At 58.9% G+C, this 21,516-nt stretch carries 18 protein-coding genes; 4 read left to right on the top strand and 14 right to left on the bottom strand.

Annotated elements, in window-relative coordinates:
- Positions 1-55 precede the first annotated feature (55 nt).
- Positions 56-829: a type 2 periplasmic-binding domain-containing protein gene (locus RE428_RS17160; protein WP_004583165.1), complete on the bottom strand. Its 774-nt coding sequence runs from the start codon at positions 827-829 to the stop codon at positions 56-58.
- Positions 830-1,298: 469 nt separating this feature from the next.
- On the opposite strand from RE428_RS17160, the gene RE428_RS17165 reads away from it, so the two are divergent.
- Complete coding sequence (locus tag RE428_RS17165) at positions 1,299-1,955, top strand: class I SAM-dependent methyltransferase (RefSeq protein ID WP_004583166.1); 657 nt, start codon at positions 1,299-1,301, stop codon at positions 1,953-1,955.
- Positions 1,956-2,083: 128 nt separating this feature from the next.
- On the top strand, positions 2,084-3,091 hold the full coding sequence (locus RE428_RS17170) for a DUF2156 domain-containing protein (RefSeq protein WP_004583167.1): 1,008 nt from the start codon (positions 2,084-2,086) through the stop codon (positions 3,089-3,091).
- Here the strand turns inward: RE428_RS17170 and murI are convergent.
- On the bottom strand, positions 3,084-3,899 hold the full coding sequence (gene murI, locus RE428_RS17175; protein WP_004583168.1) for a glutamate racemase: 816 nt from the start codon (positions 3,897-3,899) through the stop codon (positions 3,084-3,086). The genes RE428_RS17170 and murI overlap by 8 nt on opposite strands.
- A gap of 2 nt (positions 3,900-3,901) precedes the next feature.
- Complete coding sequence (gene nudC / locus RE428_RS17180; protein WP_004583169.1) at positions 3,902-4,699, bottom strand: NAD(+) diphosphatase; 798 nt, start codon at positions 4,697-4,699, stop codon at positions 3,902-3,904.
- Positions 4,700-4,941: 242 nt separating this feature from the next.
- Between nudC and plsB the strand changes: the two genes are divergently transcribed.
- On the top strand, positions 4,942-7,407 hold the full coding sequence (gene plsB / locus RE428_RS17185) for a glycerol-3-phosphate 1-O-acyltransferase PlsB (RefSeq protein WP_004583170.1): 2,466 nt from the start codon (positions 4,942-4,944) through the stop codon (positions 7,405-7,407).
- A gap of 221 nt (positions 7,408-7,628) precedes the next feature.
- On the opposite strand, the gene RE428_RS17190 is transcribed toward plsB, so the two are convergent.
- The 7 genes from RE428_RS17190 to ppc form a co-directional block, all read right to left on the bottom strand.
- Complete coding sequence (locus RE428_RS17190; protein ID WP_004583171.1) at positions 7,629-8,420, bottom strand: class I SAM-dependent methyltransferase; 792 nt, start codon at positions 8,418-8,420, stop codon at positions 7,629-7,631.
- Between the two features lie 9 nt (positions 8,421-8,429).
- Complete coding sequence (locus tag RE428_RS17195; protein ID WP_004583172.1) at positions 8,430-8,756, bottom strand: hypothetical protein; 327 nt, start codon at positions 8,754-8,756, stop codon at positions 8,430-8,432.
- Between the two features lie 61 nt (positions 8,757-8,817).
- Entirely contained in the window at positions 8,818-9,615 is a 798-nt protein-coding gene (locus RE428_RS17200) for an undecaprenyl-diphosphate phosphatase (protein ID WP_004583173.1), read from the bottom strand.
- 39 nt (positions 9,616-9,654) lie between these two features.
- Positions 9,655-10,350: a tRNA (adenosine(37)-N6)-threonylcarbamoyltransferase complex dimerization subunit type 1 TsaB gene (tsaB, locus tag RE428_RS17205; protein ID WP_004583174.1), complete on the bottom strand. Its 696-nt coding sequence runs from the start codon at positions 10,348-10,350 to the stop codon at positions 9,655-9,657.
- Between the two features lie 36 nt (positions 10,351-10,386).
- Positions 10,387-11,040, bottom strand: a complete 654-nt coding sequence (adk, locus tag RE428_RS17210; RefSeq protein WP_004583175.1) for an adenylate kinase — start codon at positions 11,038-11,040, stop codon at positions 10,387-10,389.
- Positions 11,041-11,424: 384 nt separating this feature from the next.
- A complete protein-coding gene (locus RE428_RS17215) occupies positions 11,425-12,801 on the bottom strand; it encodes an HDOD domain-containing protein (RefSeq protein WP_004583176.1) in 1,377 nt (458 codons plus the stop codon).
- Positions 12,802-12,998: 197 nt separating this feature from the next.
- Entirely contained in the window at positions 12,999-15,641 is a 2,643-nt protein-coding gene (gene ppc / locus RE428_RS17220; RefSeq protein ID WP_004583177.1) for a phosphoenolpyruvate carboxylase, read from the bottom strand.
- Between the two features lie 346 nt (positions 15,642-15,987).
- Here ppc and RE428_RS17225 point away from each other — a divergent pair, with 346 nt between their 5' ends.
- The gene (locus RE428_RS17225; protein WP_004583178.1) at positions 15,988-16,221 is read left to right on the top strand and encodes a hypothetical protein; all 234 of its coding nucleotides are present in this window, start codon (positions 15,988-15,990) and stop codon (positions 16,219-16,221) included.
- 96 nt (positions 16,222-16,317) lie between these two features.
- On the opposite strand, the gene RE428_RS17230 is transcribed toward RE428_RS17225, so the two are convergent.
- From RE428_RS17230 to rlmD, 4 genes are all read right to left on the bottom strand, one after another.
- Positions 16,318-16,662 carry a hypothetical protein gene (locus RE428_RS17230; protein WP_004583179.1) on the bottom strand — a complete coding sequence of 115 codons (345 nt, stop codon included), beginning with the start codon at positions 16,660-16,662 and terminating at the stop codon, positions 16,318-16,320.
- Between the two features lie 267 nt (positions 16,663-16,929).
- Positions 16,930-17,826, bottom strand: coding sequence for a nucleoside triphosphate pyrophosphohydrolase (gene mazG, locus RE428_RS17235; protein WP_004583180.1), 897 nt, complete (start codon positions 17,824-17,826; stop codon positions 16,930-16,932).
- Between the two features lie 40 nt (positions 17,827-17,866).
- Positions 17,867-20,107: a GTP diphosphokinase gene (gene relA, locus RE428_RS17240; RefSeq protein WP_004583181.1), complete on the bottom strand. Its 2,241-nt coding sequence runs from the start codon at positions 20,105-20,107 to the stop codon at positions 17,867-17,869.
- 55 nt (positions 20,108-20,162) lie between these two features.
- Positions 20,163-21,506 carry a 23S rRNA (uracil(1939)-C(5))-methyltransferase RlmD gene (rlmD, locus tag RE428_RS17245; protein WP_004583182.1) on the bottom strand — a complete coding sequence of 448 codons (1,344 nt, stop codon included), beginning with the start codon at positions 21,504-21,506 and terminating at the stop codon, positions 20,163-20,165.
- Between the last annotated feature and the right edge of the window lie 10 nt (positions 21,507-21,516).

A 21,516-nucleotide genomic window follows, 5' to 3' on the forward strand; every position in this document is an offset into this window, starting at 1 on the left:
TGACGGGTTCACTGGCGAGTTACTCAAGACCAACTTTGTAGAATCGCCAATAGATTTAATCAGCGATGCCATCCCCCAGATAATTTTCGATAATGCGGTCGAACGCTCCAGACGAGCGTAGCTCACGGATCCGACGGGCAACGAATTCCCGGAATTCCGGCGGCCAGTCGATGTCGACACTGAGATAGATCGGAAAGTCGGGGATGATGGCGCTAAAATCAATCCAGCGCATACACTCGTCGAACGCATGCTCCATTCGGCGAACGTGGAACCTCAACCGGGATTCCATTTCTACGAAACCGTCGGCCCGACCCAGCCCTACCAGCTGAATCCCCGCTTCATAGCGATCGATGGGTATTTCCTTGATGAACCCCTCAGCAACCGCCTCGTCCAAGGGCTGGTAGTCGAAATAACGGAGCGTCACAAGGCTCAGGTCGCGCAGCTGATCCAACGTCGTAATGCGGTCCGGAAGCTCTTCGCGGCAACTCAACATGACGTGATGTGTCGTAAAGAGCGGCTCGTCCACCAGGAGGCCATGGTTGCCGAAGGTTTGCCAATGTACGGCTTCGTAGGCTACCCAATACTCAATCTGGTCTTCTGCCACGACCTGGCGCAGACGGTTGATCGGATAGACCTGATGGTCGACCTCGTACCGGGAACCAGCGAAGATGGCATCCACCATATCGGAAACGATACCGCCCCGACTCTCGCCATTTTCCACAACCTGAAACGGACGAGCTTTGTCTTCGACAATGAGATAGGCGACTTCCCGGGCGGCCTGCGCTGGCACGAGATCGAGGGCCAGCGTAATACCGATCCCCAAGCTCAACAGCCACCGCCGAATTCCAGGACGTATCATTTCGAAACCTCTGACTTTAGTGCCCAGGCAATACTTCAAAGCGCGGTTACCCCGGCTGATTACCCTGCAATTTCAGTCCACGTAATTCTGAATAATTGTTCAGGAAATCATCTTTCATTGATACATCATTAGCATACCGATGCTACAAGGGCACGTCGGGCGGAACCTATTGCCCGATTAATGGATGGCTATGAAGGCCCAACAAGATTGGATTGTCTTACACTCCAAACCTCAACTTTGACTAAGTTTGCAAAGCGTAGTCTTATGTAAACTTACGTATCGAAAAATGCGTGGTGCTGCACAAAATCCCGGCAACGAGTTCTCTAAGCTCTTTCAGGAACAAGAACAAAACCCGCTGCCGGATAACCGGTACAAGAAGAGCCGCGAGAGCGGACCTGTATCGCGGGACAACCCTGACTCGGACAGGCAGTAAGAGACCATGCGTGACAAATACAAGTACATCGGCCCCGTCTACGACTTCCTGAGCAACCTCTATAGCGGCAAGAACATCCATCGTTGCAAAACGGCGATGCTTGATGTGGAAACTGTCAAACCCGGCACCAAGGTGCTGTTCGCTGGCGTGGGACATGGCCGGGATGCCATTCGCGCTGCGGAACTCGGCGCAGACGTAACGGTGGTCGATCTTTCCGAAACCATGCTACGCAAGTTTGCCGATGCCTTGGCGACCGAAGCCCCCGACCTGAATATCCGGCGTATCCACAGCGACATCATGAAAATCGACCAGACCGGCCAGTACGACATGGTCGTGGCCAACTTCTTCCTCAACGTTTTTGATGAAGACATGATGGTGCGCGTCCTCGAACACCTCATAGGCTTGGCTAAACCGGACGGTAGTGTCGTCGTCGGCGACTTCTGCTATCCCACCGGTAACGTCTTCGCCCGGGTATTCAAGAAACTATATTGGTATACGGCGGTGTTCATCTTCTGGCTTTTCGCCAACAACGCTTTCCACAAGATCTACAACTACCCCGAACACATGCAGCGGCTGGGACTGGAAATCGCCCAGAAGAAGCATTTCAAGCTGCTGAACATGAACTGCTACTGGTCGATCCTGGGCCGGAAGCAGATCGGATAAAGCGGAGATTGCAGTTAACCGCCACTGACTGCCGGCCGATGCCTGACCCTCCGGGAGGCAAGCCAGCCAGACGGGCTCCACAACACGGAACAAGCCAATAAGAACAAGGATTCCGGGAGATATTAGCGATGACAGAGCAAATCCTTGCCCTTGACAGTTTCAGCGGACTGGAAGAAGGCCGCCTGACCTTTTCCCAGCGCGTCGACTACCTGAAGAAGTTCGGTGTCCACACCCAGTCGTTCTCCACCCTACAACCGGAAATGGACTATTTCGATCTGCCAGGCGTTGGCTACATTGGCTTCATGCGCAAGTGGGGCATGACCTTTGTGCTATCCGATCCGGTAACGGCACCGGAACACTTCGAGCTGATCATCGAACGGTTCCATGCCCGTCACCCGAATGCCAGCTATATTCAGGTTTCCAAGTCGGTGGTGGATATCCTGCATCGCCGTTATGGGCTCTACGGCACGCAGTTTGGCAGTGAATCCCGTATCAACCTGCAAAAGTGGTCCCTCAAGGGCAAGAAAAAGCAGATCATCCGGACCGCAGTCAACCAGGCGTCGAATAACGGCGTGACGGTGAAGGAGCGCTTCAGTGATGACCATACCCGGGAAATATCCGAAGCCTGGATCCGAACCCGCAAGGTCAAGAGCAACGAGATCCGTTTCCTGATCCGGCCGATGGAAATGCAATACCGGGAGAACGAACGCCACTTTTATGCTTACCAGGACGGTAAGGCGGTTGGCTTCATCTATTTCGACCCGGTCTATGAGAACAACCGCATTATCAGCTATGTGCCCAACATATCGCGGGCCAACGCCGATTTCCGCCAGGGCATTTTCTACACCCTAATGGCCCATGCGATGGATGTTTTCAAGAACGAAGGCGTCCCCTACCTCGACCTGGGGCTGATCCCCCTATCGCTGGATAAAGTGATTGAGCCCCAGGAAAGCCGGCTGCTCAAGCGCACGCTTCACACCCTCTACGAGAAAGGCAACTTCCTCTATAACTTCAAGGGCCTCGAATTCACCAAATCCCGCTTCCGGGGCGACGGCTTCAAGACTTATTGCTGCCACAAGCGCGCCGTTCCGGCCCTGGAATTCCTGGCCATGCTCAAGCTGACCCGGGTCATGTAAGCCCGTCCGACCATTCAGTCTCTACATATGCTGTGCCCAGACCGAGCACCGACAGGAAATCGGCCAGCTCGGTGGGCGCGGCCCCGGAGAAGCGCGCCTCTACCGGACGATCGGCGGCGCGTTTTTCCAGATCACTCACCGTGAATCCCCCCTCGCCCAACAGAAAGGCCACGCGCCGGGCGATCGCCTCTCCTGAATCCACCCAATGCAGAACCTGCGGCAAGACCAGCTTCAACTCATCGAGTATCAGAGGGTAATGAGTGCAACCCAGTACCACGGTATCCACTCCGGCCGCAGCCAAGGGAGCCGTCGCATCGCTGAGTGCGTCGAGCGGTACGCCGATGCCGGAGGCCTTGTCCTCCGCCCACTGCACCAGGCCGGGATGCCCCACCCGCGTGATCACACAGTCTGCGGCAAACTGGCGAATCAGTTCATCGGTATAGGGGCGCCTGACGGTAGCGGGCGTGGCGAGAATGCCAATCTGGCGGTTAATGGACAACTTCGCAGCAGGTTTTATAGCTGGGACCACGCCGACGACCGGGACCTGGATATGCTGGCGCAACGTCGGCAGCACGACCGTACTCGCGGTATTGCACGCCACCACTACGAGGTCCACCGGAATTTCGGTCATCGCCTGCTCGACCAGCCCGGCACACCGGGATATCACCGTCTCTTCCGTGCGGTCACCGTAAGGAAAGCCTGCAGTATCGGCTACATAAAGCAGCTGGAGGCCCGGCATGGCCGCATGCAGGCAACCGGCGATACTCAAACCCCCAACACCGGAGTCAAAGACCAGGACCCGCGGCACGATCAGGACCGGATTTCCGCCAGCGCCTGGTTGATCAGGCGCCCTGCAATGGTGTTCTCAGGGGGATACGGGGGAAGTGCATCCGGAGCGAACCAGTCTGCCGCCGCCAGTTCGTCTTCCTGCAGACGCAGTTCGCCACCGGCGAAATCGGCGTAGTAGCCGAGCATCAGCTGATGCGGGAACGGCCAGGGCTGGGATGCGTGATAGCGAATGTTCTGCACATAAAGCCCGGTTTCTTCAAAGACTTCACGCTGCACCGCCTCTTCGGCACTCTCTCCCGGTTCGATAAAACCGGCAATAAGGCTGTAGAAGCCATGCTTGTGGCGACTGGAGCGAGCCAGGAAAAGCTTGTCGCCGTCGCGGATCAGCACAATGACGCAGGGTGCCAGACGCGGATAGAAGGGGATTTCGCAGGTTTCACACCATTTCGCCCGCTCCCGGGCATGCATGCGGGTAACGCTGCCGCAGCGCCCACAGTAGCGGTGGTCTATCTGCCATTGCAGGACTTGGGAAGCCGTGTTGAGGACTCCCGCCTGCAAGGGATCGGAGCCGAGCAATGCGTCTCTCAGGGCAAGCACCTGTTCCTCGGCCGGCTCCTGCGCCCGCGCCACAAAAATACGGCGCCCTTCCAAATGCCCCAGGAAAATCGCCGGATCATCGGCGACCACGTCGGCCTCCGGCGCCAGCGCTTCATGCAACCAACCACCGGATGAAGTCACGATTTTCGAACCCCGGGCCAAGACGAGCCCATCACCCGCCCGAGGCGGTTCTTCTGACCAACCGGGAACCCAGCCTGACATCTGGACGTCGCTCCTGAACTACAGTGTATGGAGAAATGGGACAACTGCCGGAAGATCCTTCGCAACTGTCGAAGGGAATACCTTCCGAAGCCGCCCGAATGGCCAACGGTACCACAGAGTCCGGCTATCGGGGACAACCTGCGGACTGTTAGGCCATGCATTCCGCAACCCGGAGGACGCATGCTTTGCGCCCGTGGGTCGACCAAGTAAACTTAGCGCACTTGATGCTGACTGGAGTATGCATGCGAATTTTCCCGGGGCTGAGCGCCTTGTTTTTCACGCTGTTACGCAAGATCCTGTTCCTTTGGGTGCGCACCGATGTCATGGGCGCCGACCGCGAGCAACTGGGTCTCGATCCCGAAAAGCCCGTTTGCTACGTACTCCAATACAGCTCTCTCTCCAGTCGCCTGGTGCTGGAGCAGGAAATCCAGCGCGCCGGTCTACCGTCTTCCCAGGCGCCGCTTCCGGTGGAGAAAGGGCCACGGCGCTCGTTCTTCTTTCTCTACCAACGTGCCGGCGGTCTGTTCCGCCGCCGCCATTCCCCTGCCCTGACGCCGCGCATCAAACAGGTCACCGCCCTTGCCCTGGAGGATACCAGCGTCGATATCCAGATCGTGCCGGTCACGTTGTTCTGGGGCCGTGCACCGGACAAGGAAAAGTCCCTGTTCAAACTACTGCTCTCGGACACCTGGTCGGTTGCCGGGCGCTTGCAGAAGCTGTTAATCATTCTGGTACACGGCCGCAACACCTATGTGCAGTTCGGGCAGCCGATTTCGATCCAGCACGTCATCAACGAAGTCCGGGACAATGAGGAGCGCGCTACCCGTAAGCTGGCGCGCATCCTGCGCACCCATTTCCGTCGCGTGCGCCAGGCGGTCCTGGGCCCTGACCTGTCCCATCGCCGGACCCTGGTTGCCTCACTGGTCCGCACCCCGGCAGTCAAGGAGGCCATCCGCGAGACCGCCCGGGACAAGGACCTGCCGCCGGAGAAAGTGCGCGCCAGGGCCTTCAAGTATGCGGACGAGATTGCCGCCAGCATGTCGGTTGTGACTATCCGTATCCTGGAAGTAGTACTGTCGTGGCTCTGGAACCGCATTTACAACGGCGTGGCCATCAACAACGTTCAGGTCGCACAGGACGCCGCGAAGGACAATGCGGTGGTGTACGTGCCCTGCCATCGTTCGCACATCGACTACCTGCTGCTGTCCTACGTGCTCTACCGCAACGGCCTGATGCCACCGCATATCGCGGCCGGTATCAACCTGAACATGCCGGTGGTGGGACCGATCCTGCGTCGCGGCGGTGCCTTCTTCATGCGCCGGAGTTTCAAGGACAACCCGCTCTACGCGACCGTGTTCAACGAATACATGCACGTAATGTTCTCGCGCGGCTATTCCGTGGAGTACTTCGTGGAGGGCGGACGCAGCCGTACCGGGCGAATGCTCCAGCCGCGGGCAGGCATGCTGGCAATGACGGTACGCAGTTACCTGCGTGATCACCGCAAGCCGATCGTGTTCGTGCCGGTCTACATCGGCTATGAGAAAGTCATGGAGGGCCGCAGCTACCTGGGCGAGTTGCGAGGCAAGAAAAAGCAGAAGGAGAGCATTTTCTCCCTGGCCAAGACGGTCAAGAAGCTGCGCAACTCCTTCGGCCGGGTCGCCGTGAACTTCGGCGATCCGATCCAGCTCAGCACCGTTCTCGACCAGACTCGCCCCGAGTGGCGCGAGGAAGCGTACGACAACGAATACCGACCCAAATGGCTCACAACCACCGTGGACGAGTTGGCAGATCAGGTGGCCGTGAACATCAACGCTGCCGTTGCGGTGAACCCGGTGGGTATGCTGGCGACGGTCTTGCTGTCGGCCCAACGACTGGCAATGGACGAACGCTTGCTGGTTCGTTTGATGGATGAGTTCTGCGACCTGATCAAGAGTGCGCCCTATTCAGACAACGTAACCTTCCCGGAAGGCCACGGCCGCGACTGGGTCGCCTATGGCGAGGAAATGGGCCTGATCAGCCGCTACTCCCAGGACCTGGGCGACATCATCGCGTTGGAAGGCAATAACGCCATCCTGATGACCTATTACCGCAACAATATCCAGCACCTGTTTGCCCTGCCGGCGCTGATTGCCTGCCTGTTCGAGAACTTCGCATCGTTGAAGCGCGAGCGGGTCGTATTCCTGGCCAGCGCGATCTATCCCTATATCAAGTCGGAGCTGTTCCTGAAGTACTCCGATGAAGGTGTGGATCCCATCATCGAACACTGGATCGACATACTGGTAGAGCGCAAGCTGCTTACTCTGGAGGATGACCGGGTCTGCAGGCCGGCAGACGGTACGGAGGCTGCCCTGCGTCTGCGCCATCTGTCCCGCTTCATCATCCAGACCCTGGAGCGCTATCACATATCGATCGCCATCCTCCGCAAGTACGGCTCGGGCAAGATTTCCGCCAAGGAACTGGAAGAGCAAAGTACGCAGATGGCCCAACGCATGTCGATCCTGTTCGGCCTGAATGCGCCTGAATTCTTCGACAAGATGCTGTTCCGCAATTTCATCGCCAACCTGCAGAGGAACGACATACTGACGACCGGCGAGGACGATCTGCTGTGCTACACCGACGGACTTGACGAGGTGGCCGAAGACGCGCGACTGGTGCTGAATATGGAAATGCGACAGGCGATACAGCAGGTGACGATGTTGGGGGCGTGAGGGAGCAGGCTTGCTGGACTTGGTCCTTTACGATCAATAGGTCGGCTGTACGGCTCCACCGCGGGCACCTTCGGCGCCTCAGAAGCTGAAGCTTCTGCTACATACTTGAGTTGTACGCGAAATGTAGCCGACGCTTTAGCTTCGGAGCAGCCCTCAGGGCTGCCGTTGCACGCGTCAGGCAAAAGGCCCAAAGGACTATCATTTAGTAGGATCAGGCCAATTTACGGTAGTGCGCGCAGCGCATAGATATCGTAACGGCTACTCTTGCCTTCGAGCTGTGTGCTGGGTGCAGGCCCGTCGACGACTGGCGCCTTGCGCGGGCGCTTGACCACCACCCGGTAGGCGGCCCGCTCCAGGGCGATAGCCAGAAGCTCGGGCGCATCGTCATCCGACCCGACGATCGGACGGAAGAGTTCCATTTCCTTCTTTACCCGAGCCGACTTGTCGCGATGCGGGAACATGGGATCGAGATAGATAACATCGGCAATCGTTCCGTCTTGCGAACGCAGCCGCTCTATACTGTCCCCGGCCTGCAGGTACATGCGTGCAACGAGCGGACCGGCATCAGGGTCTCCGGCAGCGCGTACAAGACCGTCTGCCAGCAAGGCGTGGATTACCGGGGACCGCTCCAGCAGCGTGACCTCACAGCCCAAACCAGCAAGAACATAGGCATCCTGCCCCAAACCGGCGGTCGCATCGAGCACGTGGGGCGGCTTCGATGCCCGCTGCAACCCGACAGCCTTGGCCACCAACTGCCCCGCACCGCCGCCGTGTTCCCGGCGATAACCTGCCTTGCCCGAAACGAACTCCGCCCGCACGGGGCCCGGCGCCTTACGCCCTGTCACCTGCAGCGAAAGGCCAAGATCATCCAGCCATAGGAGAACCGGATAATCGGCCACAAAACGCGGGTCGACTTGATCGATGCAGGGAAAATGCAGGGTGTCGGCGATAGCACGAGCCTGGGGAATATATAGGGGTTCGGCGCAGCCGACGGCCAGTTGGGAAGCGACCATCAGGTAGTATCAGACGCGAATATCGATGCCGGCCAGCTCGACGTCACTACCGTCACGCTGGCTCGCGATGCCGGTAAACACCTCAAGGGCTTCCGCGTTGCGCCGCGGGATATCGTCGGCCCGGAAGCGCTCGAACTGGGCATCCTGGGCTGCTTGGCGGGCTTGAACGCGACGTTCCAGCAACTCTGGATCCACCGTGTCCCGGCGAACGGGCATATCCGCATCGTAGACATTACCCGTATTCCGGCGGCTATCCTGGCGCGCGGAATCGTCCCGCTGGACCAGGCGATCCGGCTGGAGGGGGCCGTAACCGTTGGAATTGATGCCGCCAATCATACTAGTGGAGATACCCGTGGAAGACAGGTTGAGTAAGAAATCCCAGGGAACCCTGGATTGGTTAAGATATCATCAATAACAGTAGCGCGCCTAGTAACAAACGGTAAATCACGTAGGGCATAAAACCCAATCGGTCCAGGAAGCGCAGGAACAGATGGATGCAGATCACTGCACTGGCGAACGAAACGGCGGTTCCGACCAGGATATCGATCCATTGGGCCTCGGTGCCGGTTTCAGCCAGTTCCATACCTTTCAGCAAGCCCGCCGCGATAATCAGTGGGATCGAAAGCAGGAACGAGAACCGTGCTGCCGCCTCGCGCTTGTAGCCAAGGAACAGCGCTGCAGTCATGGTAATGCCGGACCGCGATGTACCCGGGATCAACGCCAGCGCCTGGGCAATGCCAATCAGCAGCGCGTCCCGCCAGCCCAGCCCGTCCAACCCGCGCTCGCGACGCCCTACGGCATCGGACCACCAGAGCACCAGACCAAAGCCGATCGTGGCCAGGGCGATGACGAGCGCCGATCGCAGCTCTTCTTCAATGAAGTCGTTGAACAGTACCCCGGCGAGCCCCGCAGGTACGGTCGCCAGGATTATGGCCCAGGCCAGGCGGCTATCCGGCCCCGTGCGTCGCTGCGCAGTATCGGCGAACCAGGCCGAACTCAAGCGGATCACATCCTGGCGGAAGTACCCCATCACGGCCAGCAACGTACCGACATGAACGGCTACGTCGAATGCCAGACCCTGGTCGGTCCAACCCAGGACCTGGGACGGCAGGATAAGATGGGCGGAGCTACTGATGGGGAGGAATTCGGTCAGTCCCTGAATGATGGCCAGAACAATCGTTTGCCATAGATCCATTAGGCGGCTTCCTGAGGAGGGTTGGGCAATACCGGTCGCTCAACGGCCCGGCAGTTTCTTCCAGGTAATTTCGTCCCTGACGTAGACAGGCGCGGCTTCCCAAGCGGGAACTTGCGCGCCTTCAGACCAGTCCGCCACCGCCAGGGAGGCGATATCGACAGCTTGCGGGTACCAGTCGGCGTAGGATTCTGCCACAGTCTCGACCAAGCTGGCAGGTAACTGGTTGACCAAGGTCCAGCCGGAACCAGCACCGACCCATCGATCAACATTTTCGGTAAGTAAGACCTTGTCGGGTGCGCACACCCTTTCTTCGGCGGATGCACGCAGCTGGCCACCCTGCACCCTGTAACAATTCCAGTAGACTTCGCCCATACGGGCGTCGAATGCCACGGCGATGCCGTCCCCCTCGCCGGCAACGCCGCGACGCACGGCCTGGGCGGCCACAGCTGCCAACGAAGAAACGGGCACCACCGGGAGATCCAGGCCATATGCCAAGCCCTGGACAACGCCCGTGGCGATACGCAAGCCGGTAAACGAGCCCGGGCCACGGCCGAAAGCCAAGGCATCGAGTTCAGTCAACGGGATGCCGCTCTCGGCAACCAGTTCGCGGACCATGGGTAACAGGTGCTGGGTGTGGCCCCGGGGCGAACGGATGGCGCGTTCAAATATGCCGCCGTCCGTCCAGAGGGCTGCGGAACAGCCCTCTGCGGTGGTATCCAATGCCAGGAGTTTCATGAAGGTGGCAATGCCCCGGAAATGCGTGGGTGGATCTTACTGAAGTTTCGACAGGATCTGGTCGCGGATGTCGTCCATGCTGCCAACCCCTTCAACGCGAACGTAGGTCGGCGCAGCTTCAGGTTCCTTCTGGGCCCAGTCCTGGTAATAGTGGACCAGGGGTGCGGTCTGCTGGTGATAGATCTTCAGACGGTTACGGACGGTTTCCTCGGAGTCGTCGGAGCGCTGAATCAATGGCTCGCCAGTTTCGTCGTCCTTGCCTTCCGTCTTCGGCGGATCGTACTTGACGTGGTAGATACGACCGCTGGCTTCATGTACGCGGCGTCCGGACAGGCGAGTGACGATTTCCTCATCGTCCACAGCGATTTCAACGACATAATCGATCACCACGCCTTCGTCCTTCAGGGCTTCGGCCTGGGGAATCGTGCGCGGGAAACCATCGAGCAGGAAACCATTCTTGCAATCGTCCGCCTTGATGCGGTCCTTGATCAGGGCGATGATGGTCTCGTCAGGCACCAGGCCACCAGAGGCCATGATTTCCTTGACCTCAAGCCCCAGCGGACTCTCGGCCTTGACCGCGGCACGCAGCATGTCGCCCGTGGAGATCTGGGGAATGTCGAACTTTCCGGTGATGAACTGAGCCTGGGTACCCTTACCTGCGCCCGGCGCGCCCAAAAGAATAATTCTCATAGTGCATATGCTCCCGTTTATCGTGAAATCGTTGTGCGGATCGGGAGGCGTTGCCTTCAACCGACTCTATCTCGCACGCCTCGCCTGCCGGCATATCCAGGCAAACGGGCTTTATTGTTCTTATCGCCAGCGCGCTCAATGGCGAGCCAGTCGTCATCCGAAACAGTCCAGGACTATGGCGCACTTCGCATACAACAAGGCCGACCTATGACTGGTTGAGCCCCAGGGGACGCTTACCGTATCACCCCAATGGGAACATTAGCTCCGGTCGTCGACGCTGCCAATGGTCCAAGGAACCTATTTCCGACAGCAGCTGAGACCCAGCTAGTAAAAGGATCGGGCATTATACGAAGTCAGGACAGGCATAGAAAGGGTACGAAGGTATCAGGCAGCGAGGGAGCGGGCCAGATCGTCGAGTTCCTCGGCCACGGCGTCGGTTATCTCCAGTAGCCGATCGACATCTGCGGGACCGAGCCCGAGGGATTCGGCGAGGGCTTCGGTATCGTCGGGATTGAATTCGTCACCGATACCCTTCTGTTTCAACAGCCCATTGGCCAACTGGACCATATGAACGTATTCGGCGTGGTCGCCTTCATACTCCATATGCTGGTGTACCCCGGCACTCTTGACCACTTCGTCAGGTAGCTGCCAGAGACGGTGCAGAATACCGCCGATCGGCCCGTGGCCGACAGAGAGGAATTCCTGACTGCCGCCGAACACCTGGCCTTCAAGCGCTCGCATACTCTGCTCCGGATTGGCTTCACGCAGGCGGTTGAGCTGGTCGAATTCGTCCGGGAAGAGGTGGCCGATCAACAGCAGGCCGAAGTTATGTAGCAGGCCACAAAGGTAAGCCAGCCCCTTGTCGGCATTGGTCAGCATGGCCATCTGTTGGCACAGGTGGGCGCAGTAGAGCGAGTGACGCCAGAACGCATCCATTCCGAGCATACCGTCACGCGGCACGTCAAATGCACGCACAGAGGCAATACCCATGGCAACGTGAGCTACGCGATCGAAGCCAAGGACCCGGGTTACAGCCTCCTGCACGGAGTTGATCTGGCCAGGGTAGTTGAATAGTGCCGAGCGGGCGTACCGCATAACCTGCGCTGTCAGGCTGGGATCGAATTCGATCAGGTCCGCCAACTCCTTCGCCGTCGCTTCCGGGTTGGCGGTCAGGCGCAGGATCTTTAGCGCCAGCGCCGGCATGGGAGGCAAGCGATAGAGTTTCTGCAAGCGGTGCGCGACTTCTTCGAGGGTTATCTCGCCACTGCTCCCAGCCTGGATATCGTGGGCCTCGTCGACGATGCTGATTCGCCCCTTGCGGGCGCCAGCGAGAGACAGGCGCAATGCTCGCCCGTCCAGGCGTAGCATGCTGTTGCTGGCCCCCGAAGCCATATAGGCCTGACGCATGGCCAGCACCGGCTCATCCACGACCACAGGCATATCGTAGGCCGCGCCGATCGGTGGATGGAAACCGGATTCACAGTCGGAGAACATGCGGTCGGCCTGGCGGGCGGTGAGCAATTGAAGCCGGCGGCCGGTGGCTTCCGAAACCGCATCAACATCCACGGCCGTGTGATAACCATGAACCGCCATCACGACACCATTGAGGTCGATCAACAGCGTGGCGCGAATCACGTCCTCCTGGGCAATACCTGCACTGGAAACAGCGACATCGAAGGTCGGCATTTCGTCATGCAGTACGGTTTCGTACACAACACCCTTGCGGTTGAGGAAAACCTCCAGTTTGGCTGATGCCGCCACTCAAACTACCTCTGTCATCCTGATAGATCCCGGGGCTACGCCTTCAACTGATTATGCGTAGCCCCAGCGTACAGCCTAACCGATTGCGCGCGGTTTCGGATACGGCGTGTACATTTTTTTACGGTGCAGCCAAATGCCGTTGCAATAGACCCTGGTCCTATCCGGATGACTCAGCCACGAATCGCCCTATCGGGATACTAGCCGGTGTTGCGCATGCCTGCAGCAATGCCGGCCATGGTGACCTTCAGTGCACGCTCCACAAGCTCTGGCACCTCCCCGCGATCTTCGCTTTCGCGGTCACGACGCAACAGTTCGGCCTGCAGATAGTGCAGCGGATCCGTGTACGGGTTACGAACGCGCAACGAATGGGCGAACACTGGCTCGTCCAGCAAGAGCTCGCCCTGTTGCTTGAGGTCTTTCACCTGTTGGATGCAGTCCGCCAGTCGCGACCGTAGATCCTCACCCAGGTGCCGCAATTCCGGCTCTACGAGTGTCTTCTCGTAGTAGCTGGCAATGCGCAGGTCCGACTTGGCCAGCACCATTTCCAGCATGTCGACATAGGTCTTGAAGAACGGCCAGCGCTCCATCATCTCGCGCAGCATGGGCACGTGGCCGGCTTCCGCTGCTTCTTTTAACGCCACGTCACTGCCGAGCCAGCTGGGCAGCATCATGCGCATCTGGGTCCAGGCAAAAATCCAGGGGATGGCGCGCAGGCTTTCCACGCCGCCGGTAGCCTTGCGCCGGGCAGGACGACTGCCCAGGGCCAGCTTACCCAACGCCTGCTCGGGCGTTGCCTGACGGAAATAGGTCACGAAATCCGGGTTCTCGCGAACCACTTGGCGATAGGCCTTCAGGGACCGTTCGGTCATCCAGTCCATCATGTCGCGCCATTCGTCCTGCGGGCCCGGTGGCGGTGCCAAGGTCGCCTCGATCACAGCCGTGGCATAGAGGGTCAGACTCTGTTCCGCCAGGCGCGGCAGGCCGAACTTGAATCGGATCATTTCGCCCTGTTCGGTAATGCGGAAACTGCCATTCACCGACCCCGGAGGCTGGGACAGGATCGCCCGATTGGCCGGCCCGCCACCCCGTCCGACGGTACCACCACGACCGTGGAACAAGGTCAGGTGAACACCGTGCTCCCGCGCCACCTCGGTCAACTGCTCCTGCGCCTGGTATTGCGCCCAGGCAGCCATCATCTGGCCAGCGTCCTTGGCGGAGTCCGAGTACCCGATCATCACCTCCTGACGGCCGGCGCAGTATTCCCGATACCAATCCACCTGGAACAGCGCGGTCATGGTGTCCGGCGCTCCACGCAGGTCGTCCAGGGTTTCGAACAGGGGCACGACACGCAGGGGACGGGACATGCCGGATTCGCGCAGCAGCAGGATCACGCTGAGCACGTCCGACGGCTGACTGGCCATGGATATCACGTATGAGCCCAGGGATTCAGGCGTCTGATCGGCGATCACGGCGCAGGTATCGAGCACCTCCTGAACATTGGCCGACGGTTCCCAATTCCGTGGGATCAGTGGACGACGACCCTGCAGTTCGTTTACCAGGAATTCCTCGCGCTGCTTTTCGCTCCAGGATTCATAATCGCCCAGACCCAGCTCGCTGACGATCTCACCCACAGCCTCGGCATGACGACCCGCCTCCTGGCGTATATCCAGCCGTACCAACGGAAGACCAAAGGTATGAGCCCGGCGGATAGTATCGAGCAGCAATCCATCGGCGATCGCATCCAGACCGCACTCAACCAGGGAGTCGTAGCAGAGCTGGAGCGGCGTAATCAGCTCCTCGTTCTCGAACAGGATATCGGTGTCATCGGCGGGTTCACCGTTGACGCAGGCTTCGGCCCAATCGCGGGTGCGCAGCAAACGTTCCCGCAGTTGGCCCAGCACGGCGCGATAGGGCTCTCGGGTCTCCCCGGCCGCTTCACGCAGGGCGTCGCTGGCCTCCCACATGGAAAGTTCGGCGCGCAGGGTCTGGATATCACGCAGGTAGAGATCGGCCGCCATCCAGCGACCTAGCCAGAACACTTCACGGGTAACTTCGTGGGTCACATTCGGGTTGCCATCCCTGTCACCCCCCATCCAGGACGCGAAGCGCAGGGGTGCGGCATCGATAGGTAGCCCACTCCCGGTCGCCTCGATCAGGGATTTATCGAGCCCCCGCAGGAACCGCGGTAGTGCCTGCCACAGGCTGTTCTCGATGACCGCAAACCCCCACTTGGCCTCGTCCACCGCCGTGGGCCGCTGGTAACGGATTTCGTCGGTGTGCCAGGCCTCGGCAATCAACTGGCGCAGACGACCGACGATTTCAGCGCGCTCTACCGGCAGCAGGTCGTCATGGTCGAGCTGGCCCAGACAGTTGGAGATTTCATCGTACTTGAGGATCAGTGTCCGACGGGTCACTTCCGTGGGATGGGCAGTGAGAACGAATTCGATACTGAGTTCGGTAACCCGACGATGCAGCTCTTCGGCCGGAATATCCTTGGCCAGCAGGCGGTCGAACACCTCGCCCAGGGACTCCACCATCACGTCTGCATGGTGCCCCTGCTTGCGGCGGATACCATGGTACTGTTCGGCCAGGTTCGCCAGGTTGAGAAACTGACTGAAAGCCCGTGTGACCGGCAGGAGCTGGTCATCACTGAGCTGACTGAGCAGGTTCACGAGTCGCTGGCCGGAGCCGCTCTCCTGGCGTCTGTCCGCCTTTGCTGCTGCCCTGACCTCCTCGATCAGGTCGAAACAGCCCTGTCCTGGATACTTGCGGATACTCTCGCCGAGGAGTTCCCCCAGCAGCCTGACATTATCTCTCAAATGCGGGTGCAGTTCGGTCATGAAGCCTTTCCATCGTTGATTCGACAAGTCCCTGAGGCAACCTCTGGATACGTCCTGGGTGGCCGGATGGTTCCGGGACGTATCCAGAGATACCTGAAAGGTGTTCCAACCCTACGGGTGTTCCAACCCTACGGGTGTTCAAACTCTCGGGTGTTCAACTCTCGGGTATTCAAAACTCGGGTATTCAAAAAAAGGTTTCCCAATATAACAGCCCGTTACCGGCTCATCATCACAGCCTGCTAAAATACCCCCATACCGCTTTCGATTGAAATCGACACGCCAAAGGTGTTTATTTTAGGCACATCCAAACCGAACCAATGGAAGGCGCCAAAACCGAGGAACATTTATGAAAGTGACAGATCTGCCCAAGCACTGGGAAGACAAGAAGGAAGACACCGACCGGCCACAAAGCTACACCCTGCGTCTGCCTCTGGAAGATGCGGCGCGTATTGCGGCGTTGGCAGAACTTTATCCGGACCGTAGTGAAACCGATATCCTGAATGACATGATCGGTGCGGCGCTGGACGACCTTACGCGACAAACACCGCTGAAAGGTAAGCTGGAATCGGTGAAGAAGTAGGGAGCGTCAAGTACCATGGGGGTCGCCGGGGAGGCGACCCGCCTGGGAAGCCAGCAGGGAGGCCGGCTTTTATGCTGAGAGCTGGTCCGAATCCGCTCAGGCCGCGGTTTCGAGTTGCCGCTCCTTGAGTTGCTGCATGTGCTTCTGGCTGAGGCTTACGAACCGTGGTGTCAGACCCGCATCCTCGTATATTTCAAAGCCATCCTCATCAAAGGCGACAACCTTGGAACCCTGCACGTAGGGAAAGCTGGTTTCCAGCTCATCCAGCGCTGCAGAGACCAGGTCACGGATCAGATCCTGGGGAGACTTCATCGGGTACAACTCAGCCAGCTTTTCCAGCCGAGCCAGATGCTGCTCGGAAAGAGCGACATCATAGCCGTCACGGGTCAGACGCCCCCGTGCATGCTTATCCCAATACCGCACCAGATCCTTGATCTTCATGTTCAACGCTCCCGCTTCGTTTGCTCGATCAAGACTGCGCCGGCACCTCGTGAGCCCCTTTGCAGCTAACTACCTGTATGAGCGTTGCGTCAGTCATACCACCGGCTGACGTAACGAATTTGAAACTAAAGTGTAGCTTAACGAACTTTCGCTTACTGCGTGATATCGTTACGGATTGTACCTATCGGTGAGCTTTTCGGCGCGGATTTTACAGGGATTTAATAGGGTCTTAATTTTCAGGACCAGAGGGGAACGTTCTTAGACACTCTAATTCTGGACCCCATTCTCCACCCCTTTCACCGACTGCCAGATCTCGTCCAGCTGGTCGAGAGTCTGAGCGTCAAACTCGCGCCCTTGTGATGCAAGCACCCGTTCGATGGCCCGAAACCGTGCATCGAATTTGCGATTCGTGCGTCGGAGCGCCTGCTCAGGATTAACCTTCAGGAAGCGTGCCAGATTGACACAGACGAACAACAGGTCACCCAGTTCATCTTCCAGCGCATCGCGATCGTCTGGATCCTGTAGCGCTTGCTGCCAGGCGGCCTTCAGCTCGTCGATTTCCTCATGCAGTTTGGCGAATACCGGTTCGATGTCGGGCCAGTCAAAACCGTGGTTAGCAGCCCGACGCTGCAGCTTCTCGGCACGGACCATAGCCGGCAGGGACGCGGCGATACCGTCGAGCCGGCTGTCTTCCGGAGCCTCGTCGGCCTCTGGCTTCATGGCGCGCTCTTCTGCTTTGATACGCTCCCAATTGGCCTTGATCTCAGCATCGCCGGGTCTGTTGTCAGGGTCGACCTTGCTCTCCAGCGTGCCTTCGGGAAACACATGAGGATGACGGCGGATCAGCTTACGAACGAGATGATCGACGACACCATCGAAATCGAAGTGGTCCGCTTCTTTACCCAACTGCCCATAGAAGATGACCTGGAACAGCAGGTCTCCCAATTCGTCCTTGAGATGCGGGTAGTCTGCCCGCTCGATCGCGTCGGCCACCTCGTGGGCCTCTTCGAGCGTATGGGGCACGATACTGCGAAAGTCCTGTTTGCAGTCCCAGGGGCAGCCGATGTCCGGGTCTCGCAGCCGCGCCATGAGGTACTTCAGATCATCTATCGTGTAGTTGTTTTCCATGTTGGCGTCGCTATTCCCCGTGTCATTGTCGGTCATGACCGTTTCCTGAATATGTGCTCTTTCGGGACCGCGTTGCTTACTGACTCCGCTTGCGCCTGACTTCGAGAATATTGGGCAGGCTGCGGATCTGGGCCAGCAGCTTGGCCAGCTGTTCCAAGCTCGATATCTCGACAGTAACCGCCATGGTTGCGGAGTTATCATCCTGGTTCGACAGCGTGTTCAACGCCAACACGTTACAACGGGACGATGCCAGCACGGTGGTAATATCCCGCAAGAGTCCTGACCGGTCGTAGGCCTCGATCTCGATATCGACGGGATAGACCGATTCCTGCCGGCCACCCCAACTGACCTCGATGATTCGGTTAGGCTCATACTCACGCAGATGCAGGAATGTCAGGCAGTCCAGTCGATGGACGGTAACACCGCGCCCCACCGTGATATAGCCACCAATGGCATCGCCAGGCAGCGGCTTGCAGCATTTCGCCACCTGGGTCTTGAGCTTGCCCACACCCTGTATCTGAATATCCCCGTCGGTATCGTAAGGCTGGGCTCTCGGCTTCTGGAGTTTAAGGTCCAACTGCCGCGTGTGGGGCTCAATCAACTGCTGGGCGATATTGGCTACATGGGTGGGACGCAGGTCACCAGCGCCGATTGCGGCGAACATGTCCTCGGCGTTCTGGTGGTTGACCTTATGTGCCAGCTCGTTGAGATCGACATCGTAGATCGACAGGCGTTTGAACTCGTCTTCCAGGATAGCGCGGCCGTCCACAATGTTGCGGTCACGATCCTGCTCCTTGAACCAGTGGGTCACTTTCGCCCGTGCCCGGGACGTCTGGATATAACCCAGGCTCGAATTGAGCCAGTCGCGACTGGGCGCGGGGTTGTTTGACGTCAGGATATGGACCTGATCGCCGGTTTTCAGCGGATAGGTCAAAGGCACGATGCGGCCGTTAACCTTGGCGCCGCGGCACGCATGGCCAACTTCGGTATGTACGCGATAGGCAAAGTCCACCGGCGTGGCAGCCTGGGGTAAATCCACCACGTGACCTTCGGGGGTAAAGACATAGACTCGATCCGGCGTAATGTCAGTCTTGAGCTGATCCACCAAGCCGGACAGGTCGCCCAGGTCTTCCTGCCATTCGAGTACCTGCCGTAGCCAGTTGATCTTGGCCTCGTAGCCCACCGACTTGTTGCTGGTATCCATGCCCTTGTAGAGCCAGTGAGCGCAGACGCCCAGTTCCGCTTCCTCATGCATGGCCTGGGTACGGATCTGAACTTCCATCACCTTGCCCTCGGGACCGATCACGGCCGTATGCAGGGACTGGTAACCGTTCTCCTTGGGGCTGGCAATGTAGTCATCGAATTCGTTTGGGATGTGGCGCCACAGACTGTGCACGATACCCAGCGCCGAGTAGCAATCACGCACGCTGGGTACCAGGATGCGGAATGCCCGCACGTCGTAGACCTGAGAGAAATCGATGCCTTTACGTCGCATCTTCCGCCAGATGCTGTAGATATGCTTGGCCCGACCGGTCAGTTCCGCCTCAATGCCGGCTGCGTCCAGGCCGGTCTTGAGCGCATCCAGGACACGCTTGATGTACTGGTCACGGTCGAGTCGCTTCTCGTCCAGCAACTTGGCAATTTTCTTGTAGGCGGATTCGTGCAGGTAGCGGAAGGATAGATCTTCCAACTCCCACTTGATGTGACCAATCCCGAGACGGTGCGCCAACGGCGCATAGATATCGAATACCTCCCGGGCTACACGCATGCGCTTTTCCGGCGGGGCGCTCTTCACGGCGCGAATGGCGCAGGTCCGCTCGGCCAGTTTGATCAGCGCAACACGAACGTCGTCGATCATCGTGACCAGCATCTTGCGGACGTTGTCCAGCTGGCCCTGGCTCTGGCCCAGTACGTTGCCTTTCAGGGGATGGTGGATCGAGGAAATCGCCGCCATCTGCTGCACGCCGTCGATCAGGTTGGCCACCTCGTCGCCGAAGTCCTTACGCACGTCCTCGATCAGAATGCGCTCTTCGCGTACGGCGCGGTATAGGATCGCCGCCACCAGCGAGGCCTGGTCAAGGTGCAGTTCCGCCAGCACCTGAGCCATTTCGATACCGGTACGAAAGCTGCTCGCGCCGGGCGCCCACAGCCGGTCGTCCCGCACGGCCTGAAGGTCGATAATAGCGGCCTTTTCGCAGGCCCGCCGAAACTGGTCGACATCTTCGAGAGTGGTCTTCGACTGGATCTGCCGGACCCAGCCCTCGATGTCCACCTGACCATCCGTGGTCACGGCGTAATCTTCACGAACCTTCACCATAACGGTTGAATTTCCTCTCTAACCTGCGCGCCGGAGAGACCCTCCCCGACACCGGTTATTGACGTTCAAACAAAGCCATCGATTCCACGTGGGTGGTATGGGGGAACATATCCATGACCCCGGCCTTCACCAGGCGATAGCCCTTGGCGACCAACACGCCCGCATCCCGGGCAAGCGTCGCGGGATTACACGACACGTAGACGATGCGGCGTGCCCCAAAGGCTGTCACGTATTCGCAGACCTCTTGGGCACCCGAGCGCGGCGGGTCGATCAGGATCTTGTCGAAACCTTCGGCCGCCCAGGACTCGGCGGTAAAATCCCCCTGCAGGTTGGCGCCGTGGAACCTGACATTGTCCAGCCCGTTGAGTTCCGCATTCTCTCGGCCGCGAACCACCATGGCCTCGTCTCCCTCCACGCCCACAACGGCGCCAGCGCGGCGCGATAGCGGCAACGTAAAGTTTCCCAGACCGCAGAACAGGTCCAACACCCGTTCGTTCTGCTGCGGATCCAGCCACGCCAAAGCCTGTGAGACCATGGCCTGGTTGATGTCGGCATTGACCTGGGTGAAGTCCATAGGGTGGAATTTCAGCGTCACGTCGAATTCATCCAGGTGATAACTCAGACGCTCGTCATCGGAGCCGCGGCTCTCGGGCCAGATCCGGTGCACGGTATCCGGTCCCTTGGGCTGCAGATAGATATGCAAATCATGCGCCTGACCGAACTGGATCAGTTTCTCCATATCCCCGCCGGACAGGCTTTCCATATTGCGGAACACCATCGCCGCAATGTCGTCGCCACAGGCCACTTCCACCTGGGCAATGGTGTTATAGGCTTCCATCCCATAGAGCAAGTCACGCAGCGCCGTAATGCGATCGCCAATCCGGGGATCCATCACCACGCAACGATCGATATCGGTCAGGAAGCTGTTGCGCTTCTCACGAAATCCGACCAGCACCGCATCGCGCTTGGGCACGAAGCGCACCCCCAGACGCGCCTTGCGGCGATAACCCAGCTCCGGTGAACGCATGGGCGTGACCCACTGCTCGGGCTCGATGCCCCCAAAATGGGCAAAATGCTCACGCAGGGTATTCTCCTTGAACGCGATCTGGGCATCCGGCGTCATGTGCTGCAGGCTGCAGCCGCCGCAGAGATCGGCAAACTCGCAGGGTGGATCGATGCGCTCGTCCGACGCCTTGAGTACGTCGAGGGCCCGTAGTTCGTCGAAGGTCTTGCGGCTGCCGACATACTTCGCCATGACGGTCTCGCCCGGCAGCGCACCGTCGACAAACTGGATCTTGCCGTCGCGGTGAGCAATGCCGCGGCCATCGTGGCTCAATTTTTCAATGTCGCAGCTTACCGGTTCGACAGGCAGCGCTTTTCTTTTTCGTCTCTTACTCATCAGGTATTCC

Origin of the sequence: Marinobacter nanhaiticus D15-8W (assembly GCF_036511935.1) — a bacterium.
Taxonomy (GTDB): Bacteria; Pseudomonadota; Gammaproteobacteria; order Pseudomonadales; family Oleiphilaceae; genus Marinobacter_A; species Marinobacter_A nanhaiticus.